The 25,384-nt window shown below is 43.3% G+C and carries 13 protein-coding genes; 9 read left to right on the forward strand and 4 right to left on the reverse strand.

The window, feature by feature from the left end:
* The 5 genes from V7Q33_RS18690 to V7Q33_RS18715 all read left to right on the forward strand — a co-directional run.
* A partial coding sequence (locus V7Q33_RS18690) for a hypothetical protein (protein WP_333820813.1) occupies positions 1–293 on the forward strand: 293 nt, incomplete at its 5' end.
* A gap of 264 nt (positions 294–557) precedes the next feature.
* Entirely contained in the window at positions 558–3,620 is a 3,063-nt protein-coding gene (locus tag V7Q33_RS18695) for an InlB B-repeat-containing protein (RefSeq protein ID WP_333820814.1), read from the forward strand.
* On the forward strand, positions 3,617–4,537 hold the full coding sequence (locus tag V7Q33_RS18700; protein ID WP_331978864.1) for a PorP/SprF family type IX secretion system membrane protein: 921 nt from the start codon (positions 3,617–3,619) through the stop codon (positions 4,535–4,537). Before V7Q33_RS18695 ends, V7Q33_RS18700 begins: the two co-directional genes overlap by 4 nt.
* 682 nt (positions 4,538–5,219) lie before the next feature.
* Complete coding sequence (locus V7Q33_RS18710; RefSeq protein WP_333820815.1) at positions 5,220–6,089, forward strand: alpha/beta fold hydrolase; 870 nt, start codon at positions 5,220–5,222, stop codon at positions 6,087–6,089.
* Between the two features lie 300 nt (positions 6,090–6,389).
* Positions 6,390–6,833: a hypothetical protein gene (locus V7Q33_RS18715; protein ID WP_331978868.1), complete on the forward strand. Its 444-nt coding sequence runs from the start codon at positions 6,390–6,392 to the stop codon at positions 6,831–6,833.
* 211 nt (positions 6,834–7,044) lie between these two features.
* Here V7Q33_RS18715 and V7Q33_RS18720 read toward each other — a convergent pair whose 3' ends face one another.
* From V7Q33_RS18720 to V7Q33_RS18735, 4 genes are all read right to left on the reverse strand, one after another.
* The gene (locus V7Q33_RS18720) at positions 7,045–8,934 is read right to left on the reverse strand and encodes a glycoside hydrolase family 97 protein (RefSeq protein ID WP_333820816.1); all 1,890 of its coding nucleotides are present in this window, start codon (positions 8,932–8,934) and stop codon (positions 7,045–7,047) included.
* Between the two features lie 402 nt (positions 8,935–9,336).
* Positions 9,337–11,292 (reverse strand): glycoside hydrolase family 97 protein, encoded by a 1,956-nt coding sequence (locus V7Q33_RS18725; RefSeq protein ID WP_333820817.1) that lies wholly within the window; start codon positions 11,290–11,292, stop codon positions 9,337–9,339.
* A 205-nt stretch (positions 11,293–11,497) separates the two neighbouring features.
* Positions 11,498–12,562 (reverse strand): glycoside hydrolase family 5 protein, encoded by a 1,065-nt coding sequence (locus V7Q33_RS18730; protein ID WP_333820818.1) that lies wholly within the window; start codon positions 12,560–12,562, stop codon positions 11,498–11,500.
* A 484-nt stretch (positions 12,563–13,046) separates the two neighbouring features.
* On the reverse strand, positions 13,047–14,549 hold the full coding sequence (locus tag V7Q33_RS18735) for a CHASE3 domain-containing protein (protein ID WP_333820819.1): 1,503 nt from the start codon (positions 14,547–14,549) through the stop codon (positions 13,047–13,049).
* Between the two features lie 672 nt (positions 14,550–15,221).
* Here V7Q33_RS18735 and V7Q33_RS18740 point away from each other — a divergent pair.
* From V7Q33_RS18740 to V7Q33_RS18755, 4 genes are all read left to right on the forward strand, one after another.
* Entirely contained in the window at positions 15,222–17,381 is a 2,160-nt protein-coding gene (locus V7Q33_RS18740; RefSeq protein ID WP_333820820.1) for a beta-galactosidase, read from the forward strand.
* Between the two features lie 146 nt (positions 17,382–17,527).
* Positions 17,528–19,903 (forward strand): glycoside hydrolase family 2 TIM barrel-domain containing protein, encoded by a 2,376-nt coding sequence (locus tag V7Q33_RS18745; RefSeq protein ID WP_333820821.1) that lies wholly within the window; start codon positions 17,528–17,530, stop codon positions 19,901–19,903.
* Positions 19,904–19,994: 91 nt separating this feature from the next.
* The gene (locus V7Q33_RS18750; RefSeq protein ID WP_333820822.1) at positions 19,995–24,152 is read left to right on the forward strand and encodes an InlB B-repeat-containing protein; all 4,158 of its coding nucleotides are present in this window, start codon (positions 19,995–19,997) and stop codon (positions 24,150–24,152) included.
* Positions 24,149–25,345 carry a PorP/SprF family type IX secretion system membrane protein gene (locus V7Q33_RS18755; RefSeq protein ID WP_333820823.1) on the forward strand — a complete coding sequence of 399 codons (1,197 nt, stop codon included), beginning with the start codon at positions 24,149–24,151 and terminating at the stop codon, positions 25,343–25,345. The genes V7Q33_RS18750 and V7Q33_RS18755 overlap by 4 nt, the downstream gene beginning before the upstream one ends.
* The last annotated feature ends 39 nt before the right edge of the window (positions 25,346–25,384 follow it).

A 25,384-nucleotide genomic window follows, 5' to 3' on the forward strand; every position in this document is an offset into this window, starting at 1 on the left:
CTCCCTCGGAGGGAAAATCGAAGTGGTCAGTAGTCCAGATCAGGGTACCTGTTTTTATCTTTCTTTTAAGCACACGTAAGTTGAAAGTATTTGTATTGCCATACGCCATAGATAATGAAGCTTTTTTTGATCGATGCAATACCTATATACAAAAGACGGCTGATGGCTGTAATGACCGATTGTCTATTTTTTTTAGATTATTTATCCTGCTTTTAAAACGTTTGATGAGATATCGTTTTGAAGCAAATTATCTTACCGAGCTTGCTAACACTGGATGGCAACCAGTTCTTTAGCGCAAATAGCTTCCACTTTTTTCTTTACTCATCTAGATATTCTAGCATTTATGGGCAGGGTAGCCAGTAGACTAAATGCCATAATTAAGTCCTTATATTATAAAGTAGTAGACTTTTTGGGATACATTCTTCGATTTTTTGGCTCGTCAGTGAAGCTATGAACTGTTTACTTTGCTCAATTCGTAACTATATAATCGTGATAGCAGAGTAGAACTCCCTGTAAAAAAAATATTAAAATATACTCATCGTCAGAAATTAATTCATATGAATAATAGAAAGCTATTGGTTTGTTCATTGGCATGGTTATGTTTCATCTTTGGTTTTAAGACGTATGCTCAATTTAAATCCGGTACCGTAGCTATTGGTGGTGGTGGATTTGTTACGGGTGTTATACCCAATTCAACAACGGGTGATGTATACTGCCGTACAGATGTGGGAGGGGCCTATCGCTGGGACGCTGCCAGTAATAAATGGATAGCCCTTCTCGACTGGGTTTCCGATGCCCAGGGATCATACTCGGGTGTAGAATCCCTCGCCATTGATCCTCAAAATCCCAGCACCATCTATATGCTTTGCGGAATTGCTTATATGAACGGCGGTGCCACGGCAATACTGAAATCTGTTGATAAAGGCAATACATTCACCATTACCGATGTAACGTCCAAATTCAAAGCGCATGGTAACGGATATGGACGCGGCAACGGAGAGCGTCTGGCGGTTGATCCAAACAATAGCAACGTTCTTTTTTGTGGAACCAGATACAATGGTTTATGGAAAAGTACCGATGGAGGAAGCTCCTGGACCCTGGCCTGGAATGGAGTAACCACTACTCCGAATGAAAATGGTATATGCTTCGTTGTGTTTGATCGTGGCAGTGCTTCCGGTGGTGTGACCAAGACTATATATATAGGAGTTTCAAGAATTGGAAGCGCAAACATTTACAAAAGTACGGATGGTGGTGTTACGTTTACAGACATCTCCCCGGATACACAATACATGCCGCACCGTGCTGTACTGTTAGGCACCACAATGTACGTCACGTTAGCGGATGGTGAAGGTCCGGCAACCAATGGGAAGGGCACAGTGTATAAATTGAATACCGCTACGGGGGTGTGGACCGATATATCGCCTTTTGGAAATCATTATTCTTATGGAGGAATCGGAGTTGATCATGCTGATGTAAATAGGGTAGTCCTTGCTACAACAGGTGTATACTCAAACAATCAGTATGGTACGACATGGGCAGATTTCATCTATTTGTCTACTGACGGGGGAATCAGCTGGAGCCTGAAAAATGGGTATAACAGTAAATTTGATAAGAATGGAATTGGGGCTGCCAGCGGTCAGGATAACTGGGCAGAGAGCATTGAGTTTGATCCGTTTGATAACAAAAAAGTACGTGCTGTAGGAGGAGGAGGAATCTTCACCTGTGCTGATATAAATGCCACGCAGCCTACCTGGAGTTACGATGTGAAGGGCATTGAAGAAACAGCCTGGATGGATGGCATAAGCATTCCCGGAGGCCCGCTCATTTCTGCCATGGGCGACATGGATGGTTTTGTGCATTATGATATCAATACCTATCCCACTCAATTGCATCAACCCAGTGTAGGCACAAACAGAAGTATAGCCTATGCAGGTAAAAATCCCAAAAAGCTCGTGCGATCGAGCGATGCCGGTGCACACGTCTACTATTCCAACGATCAGGGTGTTTCATGGACTCCCTGTCCAACCACGAAAGCTACAGGCTATGGCGGGCTCGCTGCTATTAATGCAGATGGCAGCACCATACTGAACTGCCCGGATAAATCCTCCGTAACATATTATACGAATAACAACGGGGCCAGCTGGACAGCCTCAAGCGGAGTAGCCATTACAGACGCAATTGCCGTGGGCGACCCGGTTAACAGTAATTACTTTTATATTTTCGATGCATCCAATGGAAAGATGCTGGTAAGTTCCAATAAAGGTGTCAGCTTTTCTGTAGCAGGTACTCCGGGACCAACGTCAACGCCATGGTCTACTACCCTTATCCGTACAGTGCCCGGGTATGAAGGACACTTGTGGATTCCTCTGGTTGACAACGGGCTTCGCTATTCGACCGATCATGGAGCCACTTACACAACTATTTCTAATGTTACCTATTGCAAGGCGGTAGGCTTAGGGAAAGCGATCACACCCACTTCGTATCCGACTATATTTATATGGGGAACTGTAGGGGGTGTCCGGGGACTATTCAGATCCATTGACAAGGGTGCAAGTTGGGTTAAGATGAATGATGATGCCCACCAATATGGCGGAGCCGCACTGATATTAGGCGACATCAACGTCTTCGGAAGGGTCTACCTGGGTACGGGTGTCGCCCGGGGGATTGTATATTGGGATGATCTGACAAAATATACTCTTACGGCAGCGGCATCACCGGATGCCGGAGGCTCTGTAACGGGTACAGGAACGTATGCTATAGGAACTACTGTAACACTCACAGCAACACCGTCACCTGGATATACCTTTACCGGCTGGAGTGGTGATGCCACGGGAAGTGCGTCTTCTATTACAGTAGCCATGGATGGTAACAAAAACGTTACTGCAAATTTTCAGAAACAGCCCGATGCAATAAAATATACTCTTACAGCAACAGCATCACCATCAGAAGGCGGTAGTGTAAGTGGTGCGGGATCGTATGACGCAGGTAGCCAGGCAGCACTTACGGCAACACCTGCAGCCGGATATACTTTTACCGGCTGGAGCGGTGACGTAACCGGAACAGAAACATCTGTTACCGTAACAATGAACAGTAATAAAACCGTTACAGCAAATTTCAGCATAACGAGTTTTACGCTTAGCGCTACCGTTGTACCGACAGTCGGTGGTTCCGTAACCGGAACAGGTACTTATCCTTCAGGCACAGCAGTAACGATAGAAGCTATAGCAGCAACAGGATATACATTTAGTGGCTGGAGCGGAGATATAGCAGAAACTGCTGCATCACAATCCATAACCCTGACCAGGGATATGGCTGTTCAGGCCAATTTTCAAAGTATAGAAGAAGTTGCATTAAAAATCCCCAAACTCTTTTCACCTGATAACCGGGGTGATTGGAGTACTGAATTATGGAACATTGAAAACGCTTATCTGCTGGACGGTTGTGAAATTGTAATCTATAATCGTCAGGGACAGAAAGTATATTCTTCCACGGGATATCCCACTCCGTGGGACGGCACTTCCAGTGGAAAACCGCTCCCGGATGGTGCTTATTTCTATGTGATCCGGCATCCGGATAATTCAAAACAAACCGGTAGTGTAACCATTGCCCGACTCAAATGAAGTTACTATTCAAGCTTTTGCTTTTTACTACGGTATGGTGCATCATATATCCTCTACAGGCGCAGCAGAGTCCCGTCTACAGCCATTATTTTCTTAATTCGTTTTTATATAATCCATCGTTCGTGGCACCCAACGGGTATACCGAAGTATACCTGAACTATAGAAATCAATGGGCTGGTGTTGAAGGGGCGCCTGCTACCGGAACACTAAGTCTTCATTTGCCGTTAAGCTATAAGGCTGGTATAGCTTTTACAGGATACCAGGATAAAGCAGGCGTGCTGAAAACGACTACGGGGCTGGCAACCTTTGCGTATCAGATATACCTGGGAAGCAAGGTTGATGATAATCATAAGATTGCCTTCGGACTGTCGGCAGGTGTAACCAGTGTTTCCCTTCGTGCCGGTGATGGTTACGCAAACGACCCTGTGGTCGGCACAACATCAATGTTTGAAGGACAATTTGGTATGCATTATCAACGCGGCAATTTTAAACTTGCTTTTGCTATACCACGCCTTTTCAATACCTATGTTGCATCTGAGAACAGTTTTAATACGATTGGCATCAGTAAGGTTCGTAATACTATATCGTCTGTACAATATAGTATATATATCAGCGATCGGGTTGTTTTTGACCCGATGATTATATATCATACAAACGATAACACAAATGCGCAGTTGGAGGGATTAGGCTCTCTGCGAATTAATAATCTGGTGTGGGTTGGCGCATCGTACCGACAGCGCTATGGAGCTTCTGCGTTTGCCGGAGCGAATGTTAGGAACAAACTGAAAGTAGGATACGCTTACAAATTTGCAACAGGCAGCCCAAATACGTTGGGGGCGGGTACGCACGAAATACAACTGATTGTACAATTCGGAAAACAGAAGAAACCGGAAGTAGAGCAAAACACGAAACTATAGGCGGAGCTTCGCAGGTTAGTGAAGCCGATATCGGATACTAATAGCGCGTGTCGCGCTATACCTTTCCTGGCACTTACCCCTAAGAGCATTATGTAATGTATGCGCATAAATGAATTTAAACCCTTTACACATAAAAGTATGTTACACTCGAAACGGAAGTTGCGAATACTTTCTGCTCTTGAATGGGTGGCATATCTGCTAATCTTTTCCATTATAGGATGGCTTATTGCACTAATTTGAATGATTATTCTTTGTTGAGTAAATGTTCACTTGGTGGCATAAGTATGCAATATATATGTTAATGGCATAGGCGATTCTCCTTATGACTCCTTCACCTATAGAGGTATTGCGCTAAATCCTGTGAAAGGATGGACAAATCATCACTCTATTGTGAAGAAGGTTGACGGCAAATGGTATCTCTTCGATCACAATGTTCCAGCTTTCGGGCTAAATACATCTTCGAAATATTAAGACCGCTAACTTTCAACTATAAGCCTGAATACGCCGGGCAGTCTGACATGAAGTAGTGTACTCTATTAGATTTTTAGTGTATTAAGGTGTAATGGCAGGACTACCTTTGGCGCAAATCACCCACTAGTTGTCGCGTTGTACCTTATCAAAATACTTAGACGATGTTCATCTTTGTATTGTCAATAAGATAAAACTAAAATTTCAGACAGTTATGAAAAACTTCATCAACACATGTAATGTCATTAAGTCGTTGCTACTGATTACAATCGTGTTTGCAGCTTTCCGAACAAGCGGGCAGATCAAACCTTCAGATAGTGGTTATGCACCTGTTAACGGCATCAAAGTATATTACGAAGTATATGGCAAGGGTAAGCCAATCATTTTACTGCATGGTGCTTTTTATACGATTGAGATGAACTGGGGACAGCTAATACCTGAATTGTCAAAGACAAGAAAGGTAATTGCTCTTGAATTTCAAGGGCATGGGCACACACCATTTTCAGAAAGAAAATTAGACTTCGCCACTTTTGCAAAGGATGTGGAAGGCGTAATGAATTATTTGAAAATTGACAGCGCAGATATTGCGGGATATAGTATGGGAGGATCAGTGGCTTACCAGTTAGCAACACAAAGTCCTAAACGGGTAACAAAATTAGTGATCATTTCTTCTACCTATAAAAGTAGCGGCTGGATGCCGGAGATTATCAATGCATTTAAAAGTATGAAGCCTGAATTCTTCACCAATACCCCTATGAAAACAGCCTACGATGCTGTAGCGCCCGACAAAACAAAATGGACCATGTTCCTGGAGCAGATGATTAATTTTGCAGGAACACCCTTTAACATCGGCGATGCTAACATTGCGAAAATTAAATCACCTGTTTTATTGATTGCTGGCGATAATGATGGTCTGGATAAAATCGAGCTGGTAAAAACATATCAGTTGCTGGGAGGCGCCGTAGTTGGTGATTTTCAACCAATGCCTAAATCGCAACTTGCCATTGTTCCTTCCCAAGGGCACGTTAGCCTGATGATGCAGACCACAACCATTTTGACATACTTGAACGGTTTTTTAAAATAACCAGGCACTTGTTAAAACCAATACTCTAAACATATAGGTGTAATCATAAAACCAGATGAAACAACTTCGAAGGATAATATAGTAGGATTAAAGCCAAGTGATGATGATGTTCGTCACTTGGTAATTTGTAGTGAAACGTGACTGGCAAACTTGGATTAAGTTTATTAGAATGAAAATCGAATTTTGGAGCCCTGATTTCCAATTTGGCCGAGTAAGTATAAATACTGAACTGCCCTCGGTATTTGTTCTGAATTGATCAATTCACTTCTTCTATAGCTTTGCTGTAACAAATTTGAGTTTATGAATTTATCCAACGGCAGAAGAGTTATTCTTGATCAGCAATCCTACGGGTTTATTGAGTATATACCTGAAATTCCTTGTCTTCGCCAGGTAACCGTTGGTTTTAAATTGACTCATGAAGTACACGAAAGTTTTGGCCGGCTTCTTATGTATATAAATGAAAAGAAGCAGGTGCATGGCCGAATAGGACTTCTCTTTGATATGCGCAAAGCGGAGCCGTTGCTGGAGCAGGATTTGGAGTGGATCGCAAAAGAATGGCAACCTCAAGCGTTCAAATCAGGTGTGCGGTATATGGCCATCGTGTCTGCTGTAGATGAGGTTGCAGAAATACATGTACAGGTTATATCAGAGACGCTCGACCAAAATGATCAAAAAATAAAGAAGAGTTTTTTCGCCAATGAAAATACCGCACTAGACTGGCTCAGGGAAGTTGTGAACCATTAATCATATATGCTGATAATAAGATTGTATGCAAGTGCTATTGGGTTTGTAACACGTTGTACAGCAGTTGCGTGTCTGCTATAGATCAACTACGCGGTGAGTACTATAGTAAACCTGGAACACAAGTATTCTATAGATGATTGAATGCGATAACTAAAAAAGGCCGTCAGTGACTGACGGCCTAAATCCAACGCAATGGACTCTACGCAAAATTCTATTTAACTACCATAACAAATCCACCATTGCCGCTAACGGTAATATCAAAAGCTCCAGATTCAGAGATCGTAAATTCTTTCTCGCTAAAGGAACGGTTGTTGTCCCCTTCGGTTATTATTGCTCCGGTTTTAGATTTGAGGAACGGCAAAGCCAGGGAAAGTTTTCGGGGCGAAGGCTCTCCATTAATGCCTGCTATATACCATACACCTTTAGCTTTTCGTGCGAGGACAACGTATTTGCCAGGATATCCGTCAATAAATTTAGTCTCTTCCCATGAAACCGGAATGTCGCGCATAATCTGTTGCACATACTCCGGTGTTGCAAACATTCCTTCCGGCTTCTCAGCATAATGCTGCACACCCGAATGAAATAATACTGCAAGCGCAAGTTCAAAGGCGTTTGTTGTTCTTCGTTTTACATAAGCAAGCTCAGACAAATAAACAGGTGTGAAATCCATTGGATCAAATACGTTTCTTGTAAAAGGCAGCATTGCACAGTGACTGGGTTGCTGGTCACCGTCTGGCTGATCAAAAGTAACATACTCCATTCCCTTCACGGCTTCCATGCTTATCAGGTTCGGATAGGTGCGCTGCAGGCCTCGTGGCAGTGTGGATCCATGGCAGTTTACCAGCAGTTTATAGCGTGCTGCATCCTCAATCAAGTCCTGGTAGTATGCTATCATCGATTGGCCGTCACCGCCAAAGAAATCGACCTTTATACCTTTGATGCCCATGGCCGTAATTCTGGAGAATTCTTTCTCACGGCTTTCTTTGGTGAGGAGCAAATTGCGCGGATGATAGGGCACGGTATTCCAACTTCCTGCAGAGTTATACCAAAGTATAATGCCTACTTTTTTTAGAGAAGCATAGTCAGCTAATTCTTTAACTTTATCATAGCCGATGGTGGTATCCCAGTTCGCGTCAATAAGACAATATTCCCATCCCATTTTTGCGGCATAATCGATGAATTTCTTTTGAACACTATATATAGTCGAGTCATCTTTCAGCGATACCCAGCTCCACGAAGCGCGACCGGGTTTTATATAGGCAGTATTGGTGTCCGTTGCAGGCTTCGCAAGATCCGTTCCCAAGGTTGATTCAACAACGGTTTTTAACGAACCGATGACTATAATTCTCCATGGGGTTTGCCATGGTAGTTTTGCCTGAGGATATACAGGTCCACCCGGGAAACTTTCAGATTCTTCAGGAAAACCAATTACAAATTCGCCAGCGTGCTCGCCCCGCAAAAGTCTGGAAGCGCAATAGTCACGGTCTGGTGCCGTTTCAGAAAGCAGCATCCAGTTTTCTCCTTCCCGAAACAGAGCAGGAAATATCCAACCCGTTTCTGATATACCCAGTGTATAGGCCGCTGTATCTTTCAGGTAATGTTCTTCATACGAAGGATTAGCAGCGTTCCAACCCGATTTTGCCTTTGCTCTCGGTTGTATCCAGGCTCTTGTACTATCAGAGAAATAGAAAGAAGTTATCTCTTTATTTACTTTTTTGATTTCGTTAGAACTCTCGGGGAATAAATAGCGGAATGCTACACCATCATTCGATACCTGAAAGATAACATCGAGCTTCTGATGTTTATTGTTTTCGAAGTGATAGACCTTTTTATTTGCTTCATACGTGAAGTGTTGTTTCTTGCCGTGCAACATATCGTATGCGTCTTTAACCAGCTCTGTCTCGGATGTGCCAAGAAGACTAAGTCCGGTCGAGAAATCGCCATCCTCACGGATAAGCCCGAGTTTGGAGGGCTTCATAACGGCCTGGTCATTGCGATAGGTTGTGTAATACAGAGCTCCGCTATCGCTGACAGAAATACTAACCCGAAGTGAGTTGTCCGGACTGAGAAGTGTCGCGTTGTCTTTTTTTGTGCAGCTCATCAGACAGCAGGTTATTACAACCGCAGTGATGAAGGTTCTACATATTCGCATATAAAATTGGATTTGTTTATTACTGATTGAGAAAACTTATCCTCAAACATACATGCATCTGTGATGTTTGTAAATGCCGGATGAGCTTTGAGAATGTAAAAACATCAAATGGGGACTCTCAATACCTTATTTTTGGACGATTGGGTCCTGAAAAAAAGGCAAACCCTTACCATGAATCCTCTGTCGCTTTATTCAATAAAAATTACATTTTTCGGATTACTCAACCATGCTTTAATTCTCGTTTCATTGCCAAAATAATGTCAATGAATCTTTTTTACAACATTATGGAAGTGCCCTGAACAAGTTTGTTTGTTCAGGGCATCTGAATGTACCTGGTGATAATGAAAAACTTTATTTAAGTGGAATCAATGATGCTACAAATCCACCACGCCGGAGCAGTTTTACATCTACAGAACTGGTTTTGTCTACTACCAGATATTGCGTGACAAAATCTTTATCGTGTTCACCATCGGTTATTAATGTTATTTTATATTTTACGTCATTGGGTAGAAAATCAAACTTGAGTGTTTTTCCCTTTTCATTGTCCTCACCATTAATTCCGCCGATGTACCAGTTGTCGCCTTTGCTGCGTGCAATGATTATATCTTTTCCGGGATATCCATCCAACAGTTTTGTGTCGTCCCACGCATTGGGTACATTCTTGAGGAAAGTTTTGGGGCCATCTGGTAATTGATCATATCCTTCCGGTCTGTCGGCCATGTGTTGCAACCCAGATTCAAATACTATACTCAGCGCTAATTCATGTCCGTAAGAAGTAATGTGAGGGTGTTGTGAATTGGTGAACGTTACAGGTGTATAATCCATAGCGCCAACAACGTTGCGTGTAAATGGAAGTGTTGTATTATGCCCGGGCGCTTCCATTGTAAAAAACGGAACATTATTATACCACTCGGCACCCATTACACCTTCATACGTTATGAGGTGAGGGTAGGTGCGTGCCCATCCGCGTGGCACAAGACAGCCATGAAAATATACCAGCATCTTAAACTTTGCAGCATCTTCCAGAATGTCCAGATAGTACGCGATCATACTTTGTTTTTCGCTCTCGAAGAAATCAACTTTCACACCTGCAAATCCCATCTTCTGAAGCTTGGCAAACTCTTCCATTCTGCTTTCATGTGTAAGCATTCTGTCCTTTGGTGTGGCCCCAACCCAGGTGTGATCTCCACCCGAGTTATACCACAGCAACGGTTTTATTCCCTTTGACTGAATATACTTTGCAGCATCTTCCAGTTTACCTCCATTTCCCATGGCATCCCATTCCCAATCGAGCAATGTATAGGGCCAGCCCATGCGTGCAGCTAAATCAGCGAACTTACAAACCACTTGAAAGTCTTTGGTGCCATGGTTATCAGACCAGTAATTCCATGATACAAGCCCCGGCTTTATCCAGTCTGTATCTTTGAGTACAGATGGTGCCGAAACATCATCCACCAACGTTGATGATACTATATCTGCCAGGCTTCCTAAAATAATTACTCTCCACGGCGATTTCCAGGGTAATGTAATGGTGGGCGTTGTTTCACCTTTTCCCCGGCCATCACCGGCATCTGGAAATGTTAGTTTATATTCTGATACGTTCCTGGCGTTGCTTAGCTTCGAACCGCAATAGGTGCGATTTACATCGGCTTCGTGAAGAAGGAACCAGCATGTACTATCGGGCGACTGAAAGAGTGCCGGGTAACACCAATCCTGTTTTTCAACATTGTTGCCCTTGGTTACATTGTAAAATCTTTCATTGGCGGTATTCCACTTTTCCAGCCACCGCTTAGATGCAGTCGGAACAGCATAAGAAGTAAATTCATCCTTTACTATAAATCTGCCTTCCTTTTCAGGGAACTCGTATCGAAATGTTACACCATCGTTATATACTCGCACAATAACGTTCAGTTTCGCCCTGCTTGGATTTTCAAAGGAAGCAACGACTTCGTTTGCCATGTTGCTTCGGGCGGAGCGTTTTCCGTGCGGTGAAGTATATTGTTCCTGAATTAACTTGATAGTACCAGCTTTTAGAAATTTTAACTCTTTTGAAAAATCTTCGTCACTTCGGGATAGTCCCAGATCGATGGCAGGAATGGCTTCACAAACTTTTCCGTTGTTCAGATAGCTTATTCTCAAATACCATTGCCCTGCTTCTGCGTTTTGCCGGTTGAATAAATCAACTTTAATTTTTTTGCCGGGCGACATGAGTGTAAATTTTTGAGGGAATGCATTAAATGATATAAGTACAATGACTATAGCACAGCAGCATTTGACAGATTGTTCAAAATGTTTTTTTAGTGGCATGATTCTCGTAAAAAAAATAAATGTAAGAATGATTTAATATTGATGAATGTGTGAAAAGAACACGATTGTTACACTGATAAAGGTACTGTCAGAAAGTGATTAACGAAGAGTGAAACTATATAGAAACATGAACTTCATTTACAAAAAAATAAAAATAATACTGCAGAGTCGTTGTGAGATGCAACCCTGCAGTATAAAAATCAGTTTATTGCCCACCTGAAATAATAGCGTTTAATGCCTGCTGATCGCCTACAGTATTGTTTTGTCTGTTTATAATTCCGAATCCATTATCTCCCAGCGAGCCTTCATCCCAATAGAATGGCAACAAACCATTTGCTTTTGCCTGTTGCGTAATATATTTATCCCAATATGCTCGCGAGGCGAGGTGCAGTGTTAGTGCATCGCCGCTAAGCGACAGTCTTCGTATAGCGCCATATTCACCCAGTACTACAGGAATGCCGTTGTTTACAAACTTTGCTTTCATTTTTTGGAAATCTGTAATTACGTTATCTTCTTCTCCCCATGTAGCATTACGCGAAGGGTCGGTAGTAGAGTGATAACCATTGCCCCAGTAATAAAACATGTTTCCCCAGTTAGCGTCTGCTGTTAGTCCACAAAATTGCCATGGGTTATAGTAGTGTACTTCAACCATCATGCGATTGGCAGTAGGATCGGACGGCAGCGTATTCATAAGCGTTGATGTCTTGCCTATATCTGTGGAAGGGCCTTGAACAACCAGCACGCGATATGTATTGTGACCACCCGTTGAGCGAACAGCATTAATAAAGGTTTGATGATATGAAAGCAGTATACTCATTTGAGTTGCGTCATTTACCGGAGGTTCGTTGGCGCTGGCAAAAAGAACGTGCTCATCGAAATCACGCATCTTTGTCGCGATCTGCTCCCAGAATGCTTTTTGTTTTGCATTTACGGATGCCTGGGCCTGCGTGTTGATATTATTATCAAGCCAGCCACCGTCCCAATGAATGTTGAGAATAACGTAAAGACCATCGTTAACGCAATACTGCACCACTTCTTTCACGCGATCAAGCCATGCTGCCGGAAGCTGTGCTGTGGTTTGATTGGCATACTGATCCCACGAACACGGAATTCGCACAGCATTAAACCCACTGGCTTTTACACGATCGATAAGTGCCTGAGTGGTTTTCGGATTTCCCCAATTGGTTTCACCTCCTATAGCTTCCAGTGAATTTCCGAGGTTCCATCCAAGATTAATTTTTGCCGCGAGCTGCGTTGCATTACTAGGCATTCCGTTAGGATCAGGAGGGAGAGGTGAAGTATTGTAACTTGGGTAAGTTGGGCGTCTTGCCAGAGCGTCTGTGTTGGAACTTGTGCTGCTTCCTTTCGAAGCAGTAAGCGCATTTTGATTTTCACTGCCAGAATCGCTGCAGTGTGAAAACATTGCAATCCACAAGATGTATATAAGATGTCGCATATTGTTATGGAGTTTTTAACAGCAGAAAGCTATCGCTTATTGCGATTTCAGAGGGTTGTTAAAAATCCAATTATTGTGTGCTGAAAGTCTATAACAAACGTTTTCGGAGGTAAATCCGAAAACGTTTGCTTAATGATAAAAAAGAAGGTTGAACAATTGCTTTCTAACGGGAGTTGAAAGTTGTGACGTGTTTAGGTGTGTAACACATATCTAAATTACAATCGCATGGAAGTTACCGGGTATGATTCCGTGCTTGACATGTTTCCATCAACGCCGATTGCACAATTTTACAATTTACTTACAAGACTTCAGAGCGCTCTTTGAGTGCTATAATTTCAGATTTGAGAGACTCGATCTGATCCGTATACTGCGACAGTAAAAGGTCAGTTTTCTGCGTTATTCTAACTGCAAAAAGACAAGCCGCTATATTTTCACAAGCTTTGTTGATGAAGTCAATTTCGAATTGTTCAAAGCGATTGAAGGAGGCCAGCTCGAGGACTCCGTAAATAACATCATTGCTTTTTATCGGAGCAAGATACAGGCAGCGCGGAAGTGCGTTGCCAAGACCGGATGCAATCTGGATGTAGTCCTGTGGCACTTCTGCCAGTAGTATAGGCTCTTCTTCAAACCAGCATTGGCCTACCAGCCCTTCATGTTTACCAATGGTCATATTGATATACCGGGTCTTATCCCAGGCGTAGCACGACACCAATTCCAATTTACCGGTGTTGTCATTTTCAACAGGTTCAATAAACAAACATGCCTGATTTGATTTTGTATATTGCACCATATATTTTACAACAATGTTACCAAGTTCTTTGATGTTTCTTTGATTTTGCATGAGTGCGAGGAGCTCTGCCAGTCCGGATGCAGACCACTCACGTCTTTCGTTGTCGATCTTGGATTGATTCAAATGATCTCTCATACGAATAAGGTTTCCTGCCAGGTTGCGTTCGTTCAGTGAATGATTCACGTCATTAAGCATTTCCCATTCTACCGAATAGTTTCCGGCTGATATATTAGTGATAAAGCCATTCGCTTTCTGGAAATTCTGAATTGAATTTTCAACAACATGATCAATATCATTTACATCTAATGGCGTGCCGCTATCGAATATATATTGCCGGTTTTGATCATCTAATTTCAGGAGAAGCCTGGAAAGTTGTTTTTCATCTTTGGAGAGTCGTACCATAATATATATCAAAGTAGGAATACCAATGAGCATTAAAACAATCACAATAATTCGGGTGTTGGTAACTGCTGTTAAATACCGCTCCTGCGCTTCGTTGTTAAGAGTATCTTCGTGCGTGAGCAATGGCTCATAGAAAGCTTTATATTTTTGCCATAGAGCATATCCGCGGTCTTCATTTAAAATTTTAATAACTTTATCAACGCTATCCTGGCGCACCATGGTTATCATGTCATTTGAAAGCGCCAGATACTCATTAACAGAAGACCGCAGCTCTTCCAAATCCGAAGTGTCATATTGTTCTGCTTCCAGTTGCCGCTTTAGTTTGTTAAATACGGAATCTTTATAGTGCATAACAATGGTTAACGGTTCAATAAGCTTTTCATTTTTCGTAAGAGCATAACCGCGTACCCCCAGGTCTGCTCCGTGAAGAATGTCCGTAATAATCTCTGAAGTGCTTTTTTTAACCAGTTCTGTCCGTTCTCTCAGTACATTGTTTTCAACAATGATGTTGCCGTTCAGAAACGTGAGTATAGAATTAACTAAAAGCAATGTAATCAGTGAGATCAGCAATACCTTTATTAAACCCTTCTTTAGATTAATCTTTTTCATGCCTATCTATAGTTTCGTGTTACTTCTATGATTATCGTATAGACTGTTTCAATTTTTAAATACAAAGATCAGGAGCATTTGAACGAAAAGAAGCGTTAATTCGAAGACAAAAAGGTGTACTTCAATAAGTTGCGAAGCACTGAAGATTTAGGAAGCTGTATATGTAGACTTTTGAGACCGCCTTATGGAAAATAAAGGATGGCACAATCCCCTGGAAACGGGGATTATCCGGAACATTACTCTGCAAAAGTTATTTGGTGCCCGTTAGCCTGTTGAAAACCTTTTTATAGAAACACCAGTTCGTCCATCGTAACGGATGTTGCTTTTCCAAGGTATCTAGTTGCGGGAAGATAGAAAAGGAAGAATTAATTACAAAAAGGTGGACATGTGATCCGGATTCTTGTGAGACGGTATTTGCCCTATTTTGAGATTATTAGATTAGTGCAAGAGAATATTATTGCCTCTTTCTGAAAATCTTCTTTTTTTAAGCCTATGGATACTTTTTATGCCTGTTCTTTATCGGCATGTATTTAAATGTAGCACAAATAGACTTTTAGAGGCCTAGTCTGGGATGTTTTAGTCCCCAGAATGAGTGTGAGAACATTTTACTTTCCTAGGAGAAGCGGGATAAAGTCATGTGCTTACCGTAAGCAGATTCAAAGTGCGTTGATTATGATAATAACTTTACCGAATGTATTCGAAACGATTAAGAAGAGATTTAAACTACTTATAATCGGGGTACTGATTGCGACTGGAGGTAACTTCGGCAGTTCGGCAGTCCATGCCCAATCCTATTCATTTGATGACATACTGTTTGGTGTAGCCTACTATCACGAATACATGCCTTATGAGCGGCTGGAAGAAGATGTACGGCTAATGAAAGAAGCAGGCATAAACTATGTTCGTTTGGGCGAGTCTACTTGGCAGTTGTGGGAGCCCCGGGATGGAGAGTTTGAATTTGAGTGGATGGACAGAGTGGTAAATGCCATGCATAAAGCGGGTATAAAAGTGATTATGGGTACGCCCACCTATTCAATTCCCGCATGGTTATACCGCAAATATCCGGAGATAGCGGCTATGCAGGAAAACGGACAGCGATTGAAATATGGTATCCGGCAAAATGTAGATCTTACCCATCCGGTATATCTATACTATAGCGAAAGAGTTATCCGGCAAATTGTTGAACATTACAAGGCAAACCCGGCAGTTATTGGTTATCAGATCGACAACGAAACGCATTCCAAATGGCCCGATGGAAAAGAGAATCACGTACAGTATATAGAATATTTGAAAAAGAAATTCCAGACAGTAGGGGAAATAAATAAAGTCTGGGGTCTTAACTATTGGGGGCAAGCTATTAATGATTGGGGGGAATTACATCCACCCAGTGGATTTAATCACCCGGGATACCGGCTGGAGTGGGCCCGGTATCAGCGATTTACAGTAACCGATTTCCTGGCATGGCAAGCATCTATCGTCAAAAAATATAAAGGTGCTTCCCAGTTTATAGTGCACGACTTTGCGGGTGCGCTTCGCAGTGATCTGGACCAGAAAGCAATTTCTGCAGTACTCGATTATGCTGGGGTTAATATATACCATTACGATCAGGATAAATCGGACGGACTGCGTATTGCCATGCAAGGTGACTTTACCCGATCGCTGAAAATGAAGAACTACCTTGTTCCTGAAACCAACGCGGCATCGATCGGCTGGAACTCAAGGGAACAGTTTCCTCCTTACGATGGACAGCTTCGACTAAATTATTATGCGCATATAGGTTCCGGTGCTAATCTGGTTTCGTATTGGCATTGGCACTCGCTGCATAATGGTATAGAGCAATATTGGAGAGGCGTTCTTCCACACGACCTCAAACCAGGAAGAATATATAAAGAGGTTGCCGCGATAGGCCATGAACGCGAAAAGCTCGGTAAGAAACTGGTAAACCTCAAAAAGAATAATAAAGTAGCGATTTTGTTCAGCGAAGATTCTGATGTTGCACTCAATCTCCAACGCTTCGACAACAATTTTAAAGGCCCTGAAACGGGGCCGTGGGATGCAGACGGTGCTTACCAAAAAATATTAACGAGATTCTACAAGATACTGTACGACCTGCATGTAGAAGTGGATTTTGTGTTTGAGAATACAGAAAATCTAAACCAATATCAGGTGTTGATCGTGCCTTCGCTATATATAGCGAGCGATGCTATGTTGAGTAAACTGAATGCGTATGTTAAAAATGGCGGGCACCTCGTAGTAACCATGAAGAGTGGTTTCTGCAATGAGTATTCGGCAGTGCGACACGATACCATGCCCGCAGGCCTTACGGATGTTGCCGGATTTACTTACCAGGAATTCTCCACACTGCGCAATCCGGTTCCTTTAAAAGGCGATCCGTTCAAAGCCAAAAATGAAAACTATACCGAGCAGTGGGTTGAGTTTTTACAGACTATAACCGCCAAGCCGCTGGCATTTTATGATCATCCTTTTTTTGGAAAGTATCCGGCAATCGTAAGAAATAACAGTGGTAAAGGCGCGATGACCTACTTTGGCTCGATACCGTCTGAAAGTATCATGAAAAGTATCCTGACCTCTGTTTTGGATGAACGGAACCTTCTCAGTACCGACCAGCAATTGCCAGAAACTATAAAAGTGAAGCATGGCATAAGCAACAGCGGAAGGAACCTTCACTTCTACTATAATTTTTCTCCTGCCGAGCAGTCATTCTCTTATACGTATAGTGATGGCATAAATCTGATAACCAATCAGCCTGTTCAGAAAAATATAGTTCTTACACTAAAAGCCTGGGATGTGGCTATAATAGAGACTAAATAGAGGAGATATATCCGGTCACAAACTTCATGAGAATGAACAGTATGAAATACCTAAACATAAGATCAAGGGAATATATGAGGTTGATAAATTCGAGCTACAACGACTATCCTTATAGGGGCTTACTAATCACCGTGGTTTTTATTTTAATGGCCAGTATCTCAGGATATACACAGAACGAAAATATATCTGATCGAAAACAGTTATTCAATAACAATTGGAAGTTCTTTCCCGGCGATACAGCGACAGCCAAAGAAGTAAATTTTAATGATAGTAATTGGCGTAATCTTGATTTACCGCATGACTGGAGTATTGAAGGAAGAGTATCGCCTAAAAATCCAACAGGAGGTTCCGGGGGATATTTTCCGGCAGGCAAAGGTTGGTATCGTAAATCTTTCAAAGCTCCCGAAGCATGGAAAGCGAAAAAAATCTCCATTTACTTTGAAGGTATCTACATGAACTCCGAAGTTTTTATAAATGGAAATTCCCTGGGGATTTATCCGTATGGCTATTCACCGTTCAGTTATGATCTGACACCTTATTTACAGTTCGATAAGGAAAATGTTATAGCAGTGCGTGTGGATAATTCGCAGCAGGTAAACAGCCGGTGGTATAGCGGTTCAGGTATATATCGCCACGTTTGGATGCTGGTTACCGACCCTGTGCATGTGGCACAATGGGGTGTAGCCATTACAACACCCAATGTTACTTTAGCAAAGGCAACGGTACAGGTAAAAACTCAAGTAAAAAACGAAACATCTTCGTCACAAAAGATTGTTCTTAAAACCCTGGTCTCAAATGAGAATTTTAAAAACGCGGGAAGCAATCAAATTAAAGTAGAAATTCCTGCCAACAGTATAAAGGAAGTTGCTCAAACTATAATCATATCAAAACCTTTACTTTGGTCTCCTGAGACACCTCATGTATACCAGGCCCAGACACAAATATTACAGGATGAGAAGGTAGTGGATAATACGAAAACCGGTTTTGGTATACGTTCCCTAAAGTATACGGCAGAAAATGGTTTTCAGCTCAATGGCCGGACGTTAAAAATAAACGGTGGCTGTGTGCATCATGATAATGGTTGTCTGGGTGCTGCCGCATTTAATAGAGCTGAAGAGCGCAAAGTTGAATTACTGAAAGCTGCCGGCTTCAATGCCGTGCGAACATCGCATAATCTGCCTTCGGAAGCGTTTCTGAATGCCTGCGACAGATTAGGTTTGCTGGTAATGGATGAATCATTTGACTGTTGGAAAGTGGGAAAGAACAAATTTGACTACGCCCAGTATTTTGACCAATGGTGGAAACGTGACCTGGCGGCAATGGTGATGCGTGATCGTAACCACCCCTCGATCGTGATGTGGAGCATTGGTAATGAAATACCTGAAAGAGGAACTCCCGCGTCAGTAAAAACAGCGAAGATGCTTGCCGACGAGATTAAGAAAATGGATACTTCACGCCCCATAACTTCTGCTATAGTGGGTAATGATAAGAAATGGGAAGCGTTTGATTCGCTTATGGCGCTGCATGATATAGCGGGCTATAACTATCACTTGTTTAGTGCGCCTGCTGATCATGAAAGAATACCGTCCCGTATTATAGTTCAGACGGAGTCGTACCCGCGCGATGCTTTTAATAATTGGAATCTCACGCAAAAGAACAATTATATCATTGGAGATTTTGTATGGACCGCGATGGATTATCTTGGTGAATCAGGTATTGGCCGTTGGTATTACTCGGGTGATGCCCCTGGAGAACATTGGGAGCGCGACTTTTTTCCCTGGCACGGAGCATACTGCGGGGATATAGATTTGATTGGCTGGAGAAAACCTATATCGCATTACCGAAGCATGCTATATAATAATGCAGAGAAGCTTTATATGGCTGTTCGCGAGCCTGAACCGGAGCCTATCGAAATTAAAGAAACATGGTGGTCGGTTTGGCCTACATGGGAAAGCTGGACATGGCCGGGATTTGAGGGGAAGACCCTTCATGTAGAAGTATATTCGAAATACCCCAGTGTAAGACTTTACCTGAACAACAAGCTTCTTGGTGAAAAATCAACTACGCGTGACCAGGAGTATAAAGCAACATTTACTGTGCCGTATTCATCGGGCACACTCAAAGCGGTTGCTGTAGAGAATAATAAAGAAGTTGAATTCACTACACTCCAAACTTCTGGCGATGCTTCTAAAATAAAATTAACTGCCGACAGAAAAGAAATAGCAGCCGATGGGCAAGATCTTGTTTATGTAACAGTAGAAATTACGGATAAAGATGGTGTACTTCAACCGAATGCGATAGACCGCTTGCGCTTCGAAATTGAGGGGGGCGGTGTAATTGCAGGAGTCGATAATGCTGATCTGAAGGACTGCGATCTATATATAGGCGGCACACGCAAAGCGTGGCACGGACGTGCGTTGGTTGTAATACGAAGTAAACAGGATGCTGGTGACGTGAAACTCACCGTTACGTCACCGGGATTGTCTCAAGCTGTTCTAACAATAAAAACACATAAGCGATAGAAACACTACTTACCCTTTACTGTCTATTAATGGCCTGTTCTGAATTAATTAATTTTTACTGCTGATTAGAAATATGAATATGAAAATATTTATGCGTGTAATTTTCGCCGCCATCTTTAAAAGCATATTGGTAACGTTGATTTTTTTAATTCCTTCCATGGAAGGACGATCGCAAACAGAACCCTATACCTGGGGCAATGTGGCGTTGGGAGGTGGCGGTTTTGTAAGCGGTATCATCGGTCATAAAACATCCGGGGATGTTTACTGCCGCACCGATGTTGGCGGGGCTTACCGATGGGATGCCGCGAATTCCAAATGGATTCCGTTGCTTGACTGGTGTTCGGAAGATGAAGTTACCTACCAAGGTGTAGAAGCGCTTGCTTTGGATCCGCAAGATCCCAACAAGGTATATATTTTAGCGGGTACCGAATATTTCAACTATGGAAAAACAGCCATATTAAAGTCTTCTGATAAAGGCAAAACGTTTACAATTATTGATGTAACGGCTAATTTTAAAGCGCATGGCAATGGGCAAGGAAGAGGAACTGGAGAAAAACTTGCTGTCGATCCAAACAATGGTAACATATTGTTTTGTGGAACCAGGAAAAACGGATTATGGAAGAGTACAGATGCTGGTGTAACGTGGACGCTGGCCTGGAACGGAGTGACAACCACTTCCAATAACAATGGGATTTCCTTTGTTATATTCGATCCGAACAGCGCCTCGGGTGGTATCTCTCAAAATATATATATAGGCATCTCTCGTCTGTGGAGCACAAACGTTTATAGAAGTACGGATGGCGGTAAGACGTTCTCAGAGCTGTCTGCAACGCTGCCGACAAACTTTATGCCTAATAGAGCAGTTATCTCCGGAAATATACTATACTTAGCGTATGGAAATGGTTCCGGGCCGGATGGGATAACGAATGAACCTATGAATGACGGTAAAGTGTTGAAATTTAATACCAGCACATCAACCGTAACAGATATAACACCGCCCACCAAAGTGGCATACGCCGGAATAACCGTAGATCCAAAAAATTCCAACAGGATTGTTGTTTCCTCATCAAATGCATACTTCAATGACGAATTCGGAACTTCCTGGGGAGATTTCATTTACATGACCACCGATGGAGGAAATACCTGGACAAACAAACTAACCCATGACAGTAAATTTAATACCAATGGTTTAGGTTGGATGGCTTATAATTCGGGTATACATTGGGGCGCCTCGATCGAGTTTGATCCATTAATTCCTTCGAAAGTCAGAATTACATCGGGAAATGGTTTGTTTACCTGCGACAATATTGATGCGGCTCCCACTACCTGGAAACCTGATGTAAAGGGAATGGAAGAGACTGTAGTGCTTGATGCCATAAGCATTCCGGGTGGCAATTTTATATCAGCGGTAGGAGATCAATACGGAGCAGTATATTCTGATATTTATGCTTACCCGGCCAAAAATCATCATCCCACGGTAGTTACCAATAACGGTATAGCGTATGCTGTAAACAATACCAATAAAGTTGTAAGAGCTACCAATAAATTATATTACTCCAATGATCAGGGGCAAACCTGGATTGCAACGGATTCCACTGTTGGTGGTTATGGTAAAGTAGCATTGTCGGGAGACGGAAATACAATACTTCATTGTCCGGGTGGTTCGAGTACAACATATTACTCAACAGACAACGGAACAACATGGGCAAGCACGGGCGTTACGAATGCTCAAGACGCTGCTCCGCAAGCAGACTACGTCAATGGTAACAAATTTTATATCTATAGCCCTGGTACAGGACAACTGTTTGTCAGTACGAATAAAGGTGTAAGTTTTACGGCTTCAGCATCTAACCCTGGTCAATATGGATCCCCCCGGGCAAGGTCAGTTCCCGGCAATGAAGGGCACGTATGGGTCGCTTTATACGGAAGCGGATTGAAATATACTACTAATAGTGGAACTTCGTGGACAACAGTTTCAAAGGTCAGCGATTGTGCAGCGGTAGGATTTGGAAAGGCAGCTCCCGGCAAGACTTACCCGGCAGTATATATCTGGGGAACGGTAGGAGGAGTGAGAGGGATGTTCCGTTCCATTGATCAGGGCGCTAACTGGGTAAGAATAAATGACGATGCCCATGAGTGGGGTGGAGTTGGAAATGGAAAATTTATAATGGGAGACCTGAATGTATACGGTCGGGTATACATGTGTACAGTAGGAAGAGGTCTCTTAGCAGGAGAGGCACCTAAATATACCCTTACTACAACAGCATCCCCATCTGCTGGCGGTACGGTAAGCGGAGCAGGAACCTATGTTTCAGGAACTGTCGTAACCGTTACGGCCACGCCGGCCGCAGGCTATACCTTTACCGGCTGGAGTGGCGATGCATCAGGAACCGCGACTTCCGTTACGGTAACCATGACCAGTAACAAATCTGTTACCGCCAATTTCCAGGCAATCAAATATACGCTTACCACTACGGCAACACCGGCCGCAGGCGGTACAGTAAGCGGAGGTGGGTCTTATACCGCCGGAGCCACAGCAACAATTACCGCGACACCGGCCGCAGGCTATACCTTTACCGGTTGGAGTGGTGATGCATCGGGAACCGCGACTTCCGTTACGATAACCATGAACAGTAACAAATCCGTTACGGCCAATTTCCAGGCAATCAAATATACACTTGCCACTACCGCAACACCGGCTGCCGGCGGTACAGTAAGCGGAGGAGGATCCTATACCGCAGGAGCCACAGCAACAATTACCGCGACACCGGCCGCAGGCTATACCTTTACCGGCTGGAGTGGCGATGCATCGGGAACCGCGACTTCCGTTACGATAACCATGAACAGTAACAAATCCGTTACGGCCAATTTCCAGGCAATCAAATATACACTTGCCACTACCGCAACACCGGCTGCCGGCGGTACAGTAAGCGGAGGAGGATCCTATACCGCAGGAGCCACAGCAACAATTACCGCGACACCGGCCGCAGGCTATACTTTTACCGGCTGGAGTGGTGATGCATCGGGAACTGCGACTTCTGTTACGGTAACCATGAACAGTAACAAATCAGTTACCGCCAATTTCCAGGCAATTAAATATACGCTTGCCACTACCGCAACACCAGCCGCAGGCGGTACAGTAAGCGGAGGAGGATTCTATACCGCGGGAACTACTGCTACACTCACGGCCACACCTGCAACAGGATATGCCTTTACCGGTTGGAGTGGTGATGCATCGGGAACATCCGCTACAACCACTGTAACGATGAATGGCGATAAATCCGTTACGGCTACTTTCCAGTTGATACAGCCCGGTAAATATACCCTTACTACTACGTCTTCACCCGCTGCGGGTGGTACAATAAGTGGCGGTGGAAGCTATACATCCGGTTCTACTGCAACACTTACAGCCACACCGGCAGCAGGATATACCTTTACCGGTTGGGGCGGCGATGCTACCGGAACGGCTACTACCATTTCAGTAACCATGAATAGCGACAAATCCGTTACGGCCAATTTTCAGGCTATTAAATATACCCTTACTACTACAGCTGTGCCTTCGGCAGGAGGGAATATAAATGGTGCGGGAACCTACGATGCGGGTACCATTGTAAACCTTACGGCCACCCCGGCCGCGGGATATACCTTTACGGGCTGGAGTGGTGATGCATCGGGAACCGCGACTTCTATTACGGTAACCATGACTGGCAATAAATCCGTTACGGCAAACTTCCAGGCAGAGAGCGGTATAACTACCTATACACTTAGTGTTACGGCTGTGCCGACTGATGGCGGGTTTGTAACGGGTGCTGGTACCTATTCGGCAGGCACAGAAGTAACGATCACAGCCCAGGCAGCGGCCGGATATACTTTCAGCGGTTGGAGCGGTGATGTATCGGGTACTGTTGCCTCACAAACGGTAACGCTGAATAACGATATGGCAGTGCAGGCTATTTTTGAACGTACATCGGATGTTGTATTGAAAATACCCAAACTGTTTTCTCCGGACAATCGTGGTGATGTGAGCACGGAAGCCTGGAACATTGAAAATGCTTACCTGCTGGATGGATGTGAAATTGTAATCTACAACCGGCAAGGTCAGAAAGTATATTCTTCGTTAGGCTACGCTACTCCATGGGACGGGTCTTCCAATGGAAAACCACTTCCCGATGGTGCATACTTTTATATCATCCGATATACCGATAATACAAAACAAACTGGTAGCGTAACCATAGCAAGACTCAAGTGAAACTAGTATACAGATGCTTACTATTTGTTACGGGGCTGATAATAACAAATTCGCTGCAGGCGCAACAAAGTGTAATCTATAGTCATTATTATCTTAATCCGTCTTTTTATAATCCTTCTTTTGCAGCATCCAATGGACATACTGAGCTGTATTTAAGTTATAGAAGTCAATGGGCAGGTGTTGAAGGAGCACCTGCTACTGGTGCTTTGAGCCTCCAATTGCCCTTGAATTACAGGATGAGTATAGCACTCAGTGGATACAGGGATAAAGCAGGCGCATTAACCACAACCACCGGCCTGGCAACTTTTGGTTACCAGGTACACCTCGGTAGTGATGTTAGCGATAATCATAAACTTGCTTTCGGGCTATCAGCCGGTGTAACCAGTGTTTCGGTCAATAGTGGAGATGGTTATGCCAACGATCCGGTGGTCGGAGCAACATCCTCATTCGAAGGTCAATTTGGTATGCATTATCAACGCAATAATTTCAAGATCGCATTTGCAATACCACATCTTTTCAATTCCTACGTTGCCTCGGACCACGATCTCAATAAAATAGGGATTAGTCGCGTTCGCGCCACCATATCATCGGCTAGCTATAGTATATATTTTAGCGAGCGCGTTGTTTTTGAGCCCATGGTGATATACCGTACGTATGACAATACGCCAGCTCAGGTTGAAGGCCTTGGTTCATTGCAAATCAATAATGTGGCATGGGTGGGTGCATCATTCCGCCAAAGCTATGGTGCTTCAGCCTTTGTTGGATTCAATGTTAAAGACAAATTGAAATTAGGATATGCTCACGAGTTTGCGACCGGTAAAAAAAATGCTTTAGGTAGCGGTGCAGACGAAGTGCAATTGATTCTGCGACTGGGTAAAAAGAAGTTACATAGACCAGTAGCAAAAGATAAAGTAACACATCAGGCAGTTGCTGCCAGTGCCGCAGATGCCGGTTACCCGAACGAAGATTCAGCAGAGCAGGAAGAAGAGAAAGGCGCAGACACAGGCACTGAAACATCGGCGCAGACAACGGTTCAATACCAACCAGCTGTTGTGCAACCTGAGCCTGCCCGGTCACCTGCAATAGAAGTACTGCCGGCTACAGTAGATCAACGTGAGCAAAAAGAAGAGCCTGTAAAATCGCTTTCCGGAAATCAGTTAGCTTCAGACACGTGGACTTTGAGTATTGAATAAGATAAGCTTATGTTACTTATAAATAGCGAACAAGAGTGG

The sequence above is a fragment of the Ohtaekwangia sp. genome, from assembly GCF_036786105.1.
In the GTDB taxonomy this organism is placed as follows: Bacteria; Bacteroidota; Bacteroidia; order Cytophagales; family Cyclobacteriaceae; genus Ohtaekwangia.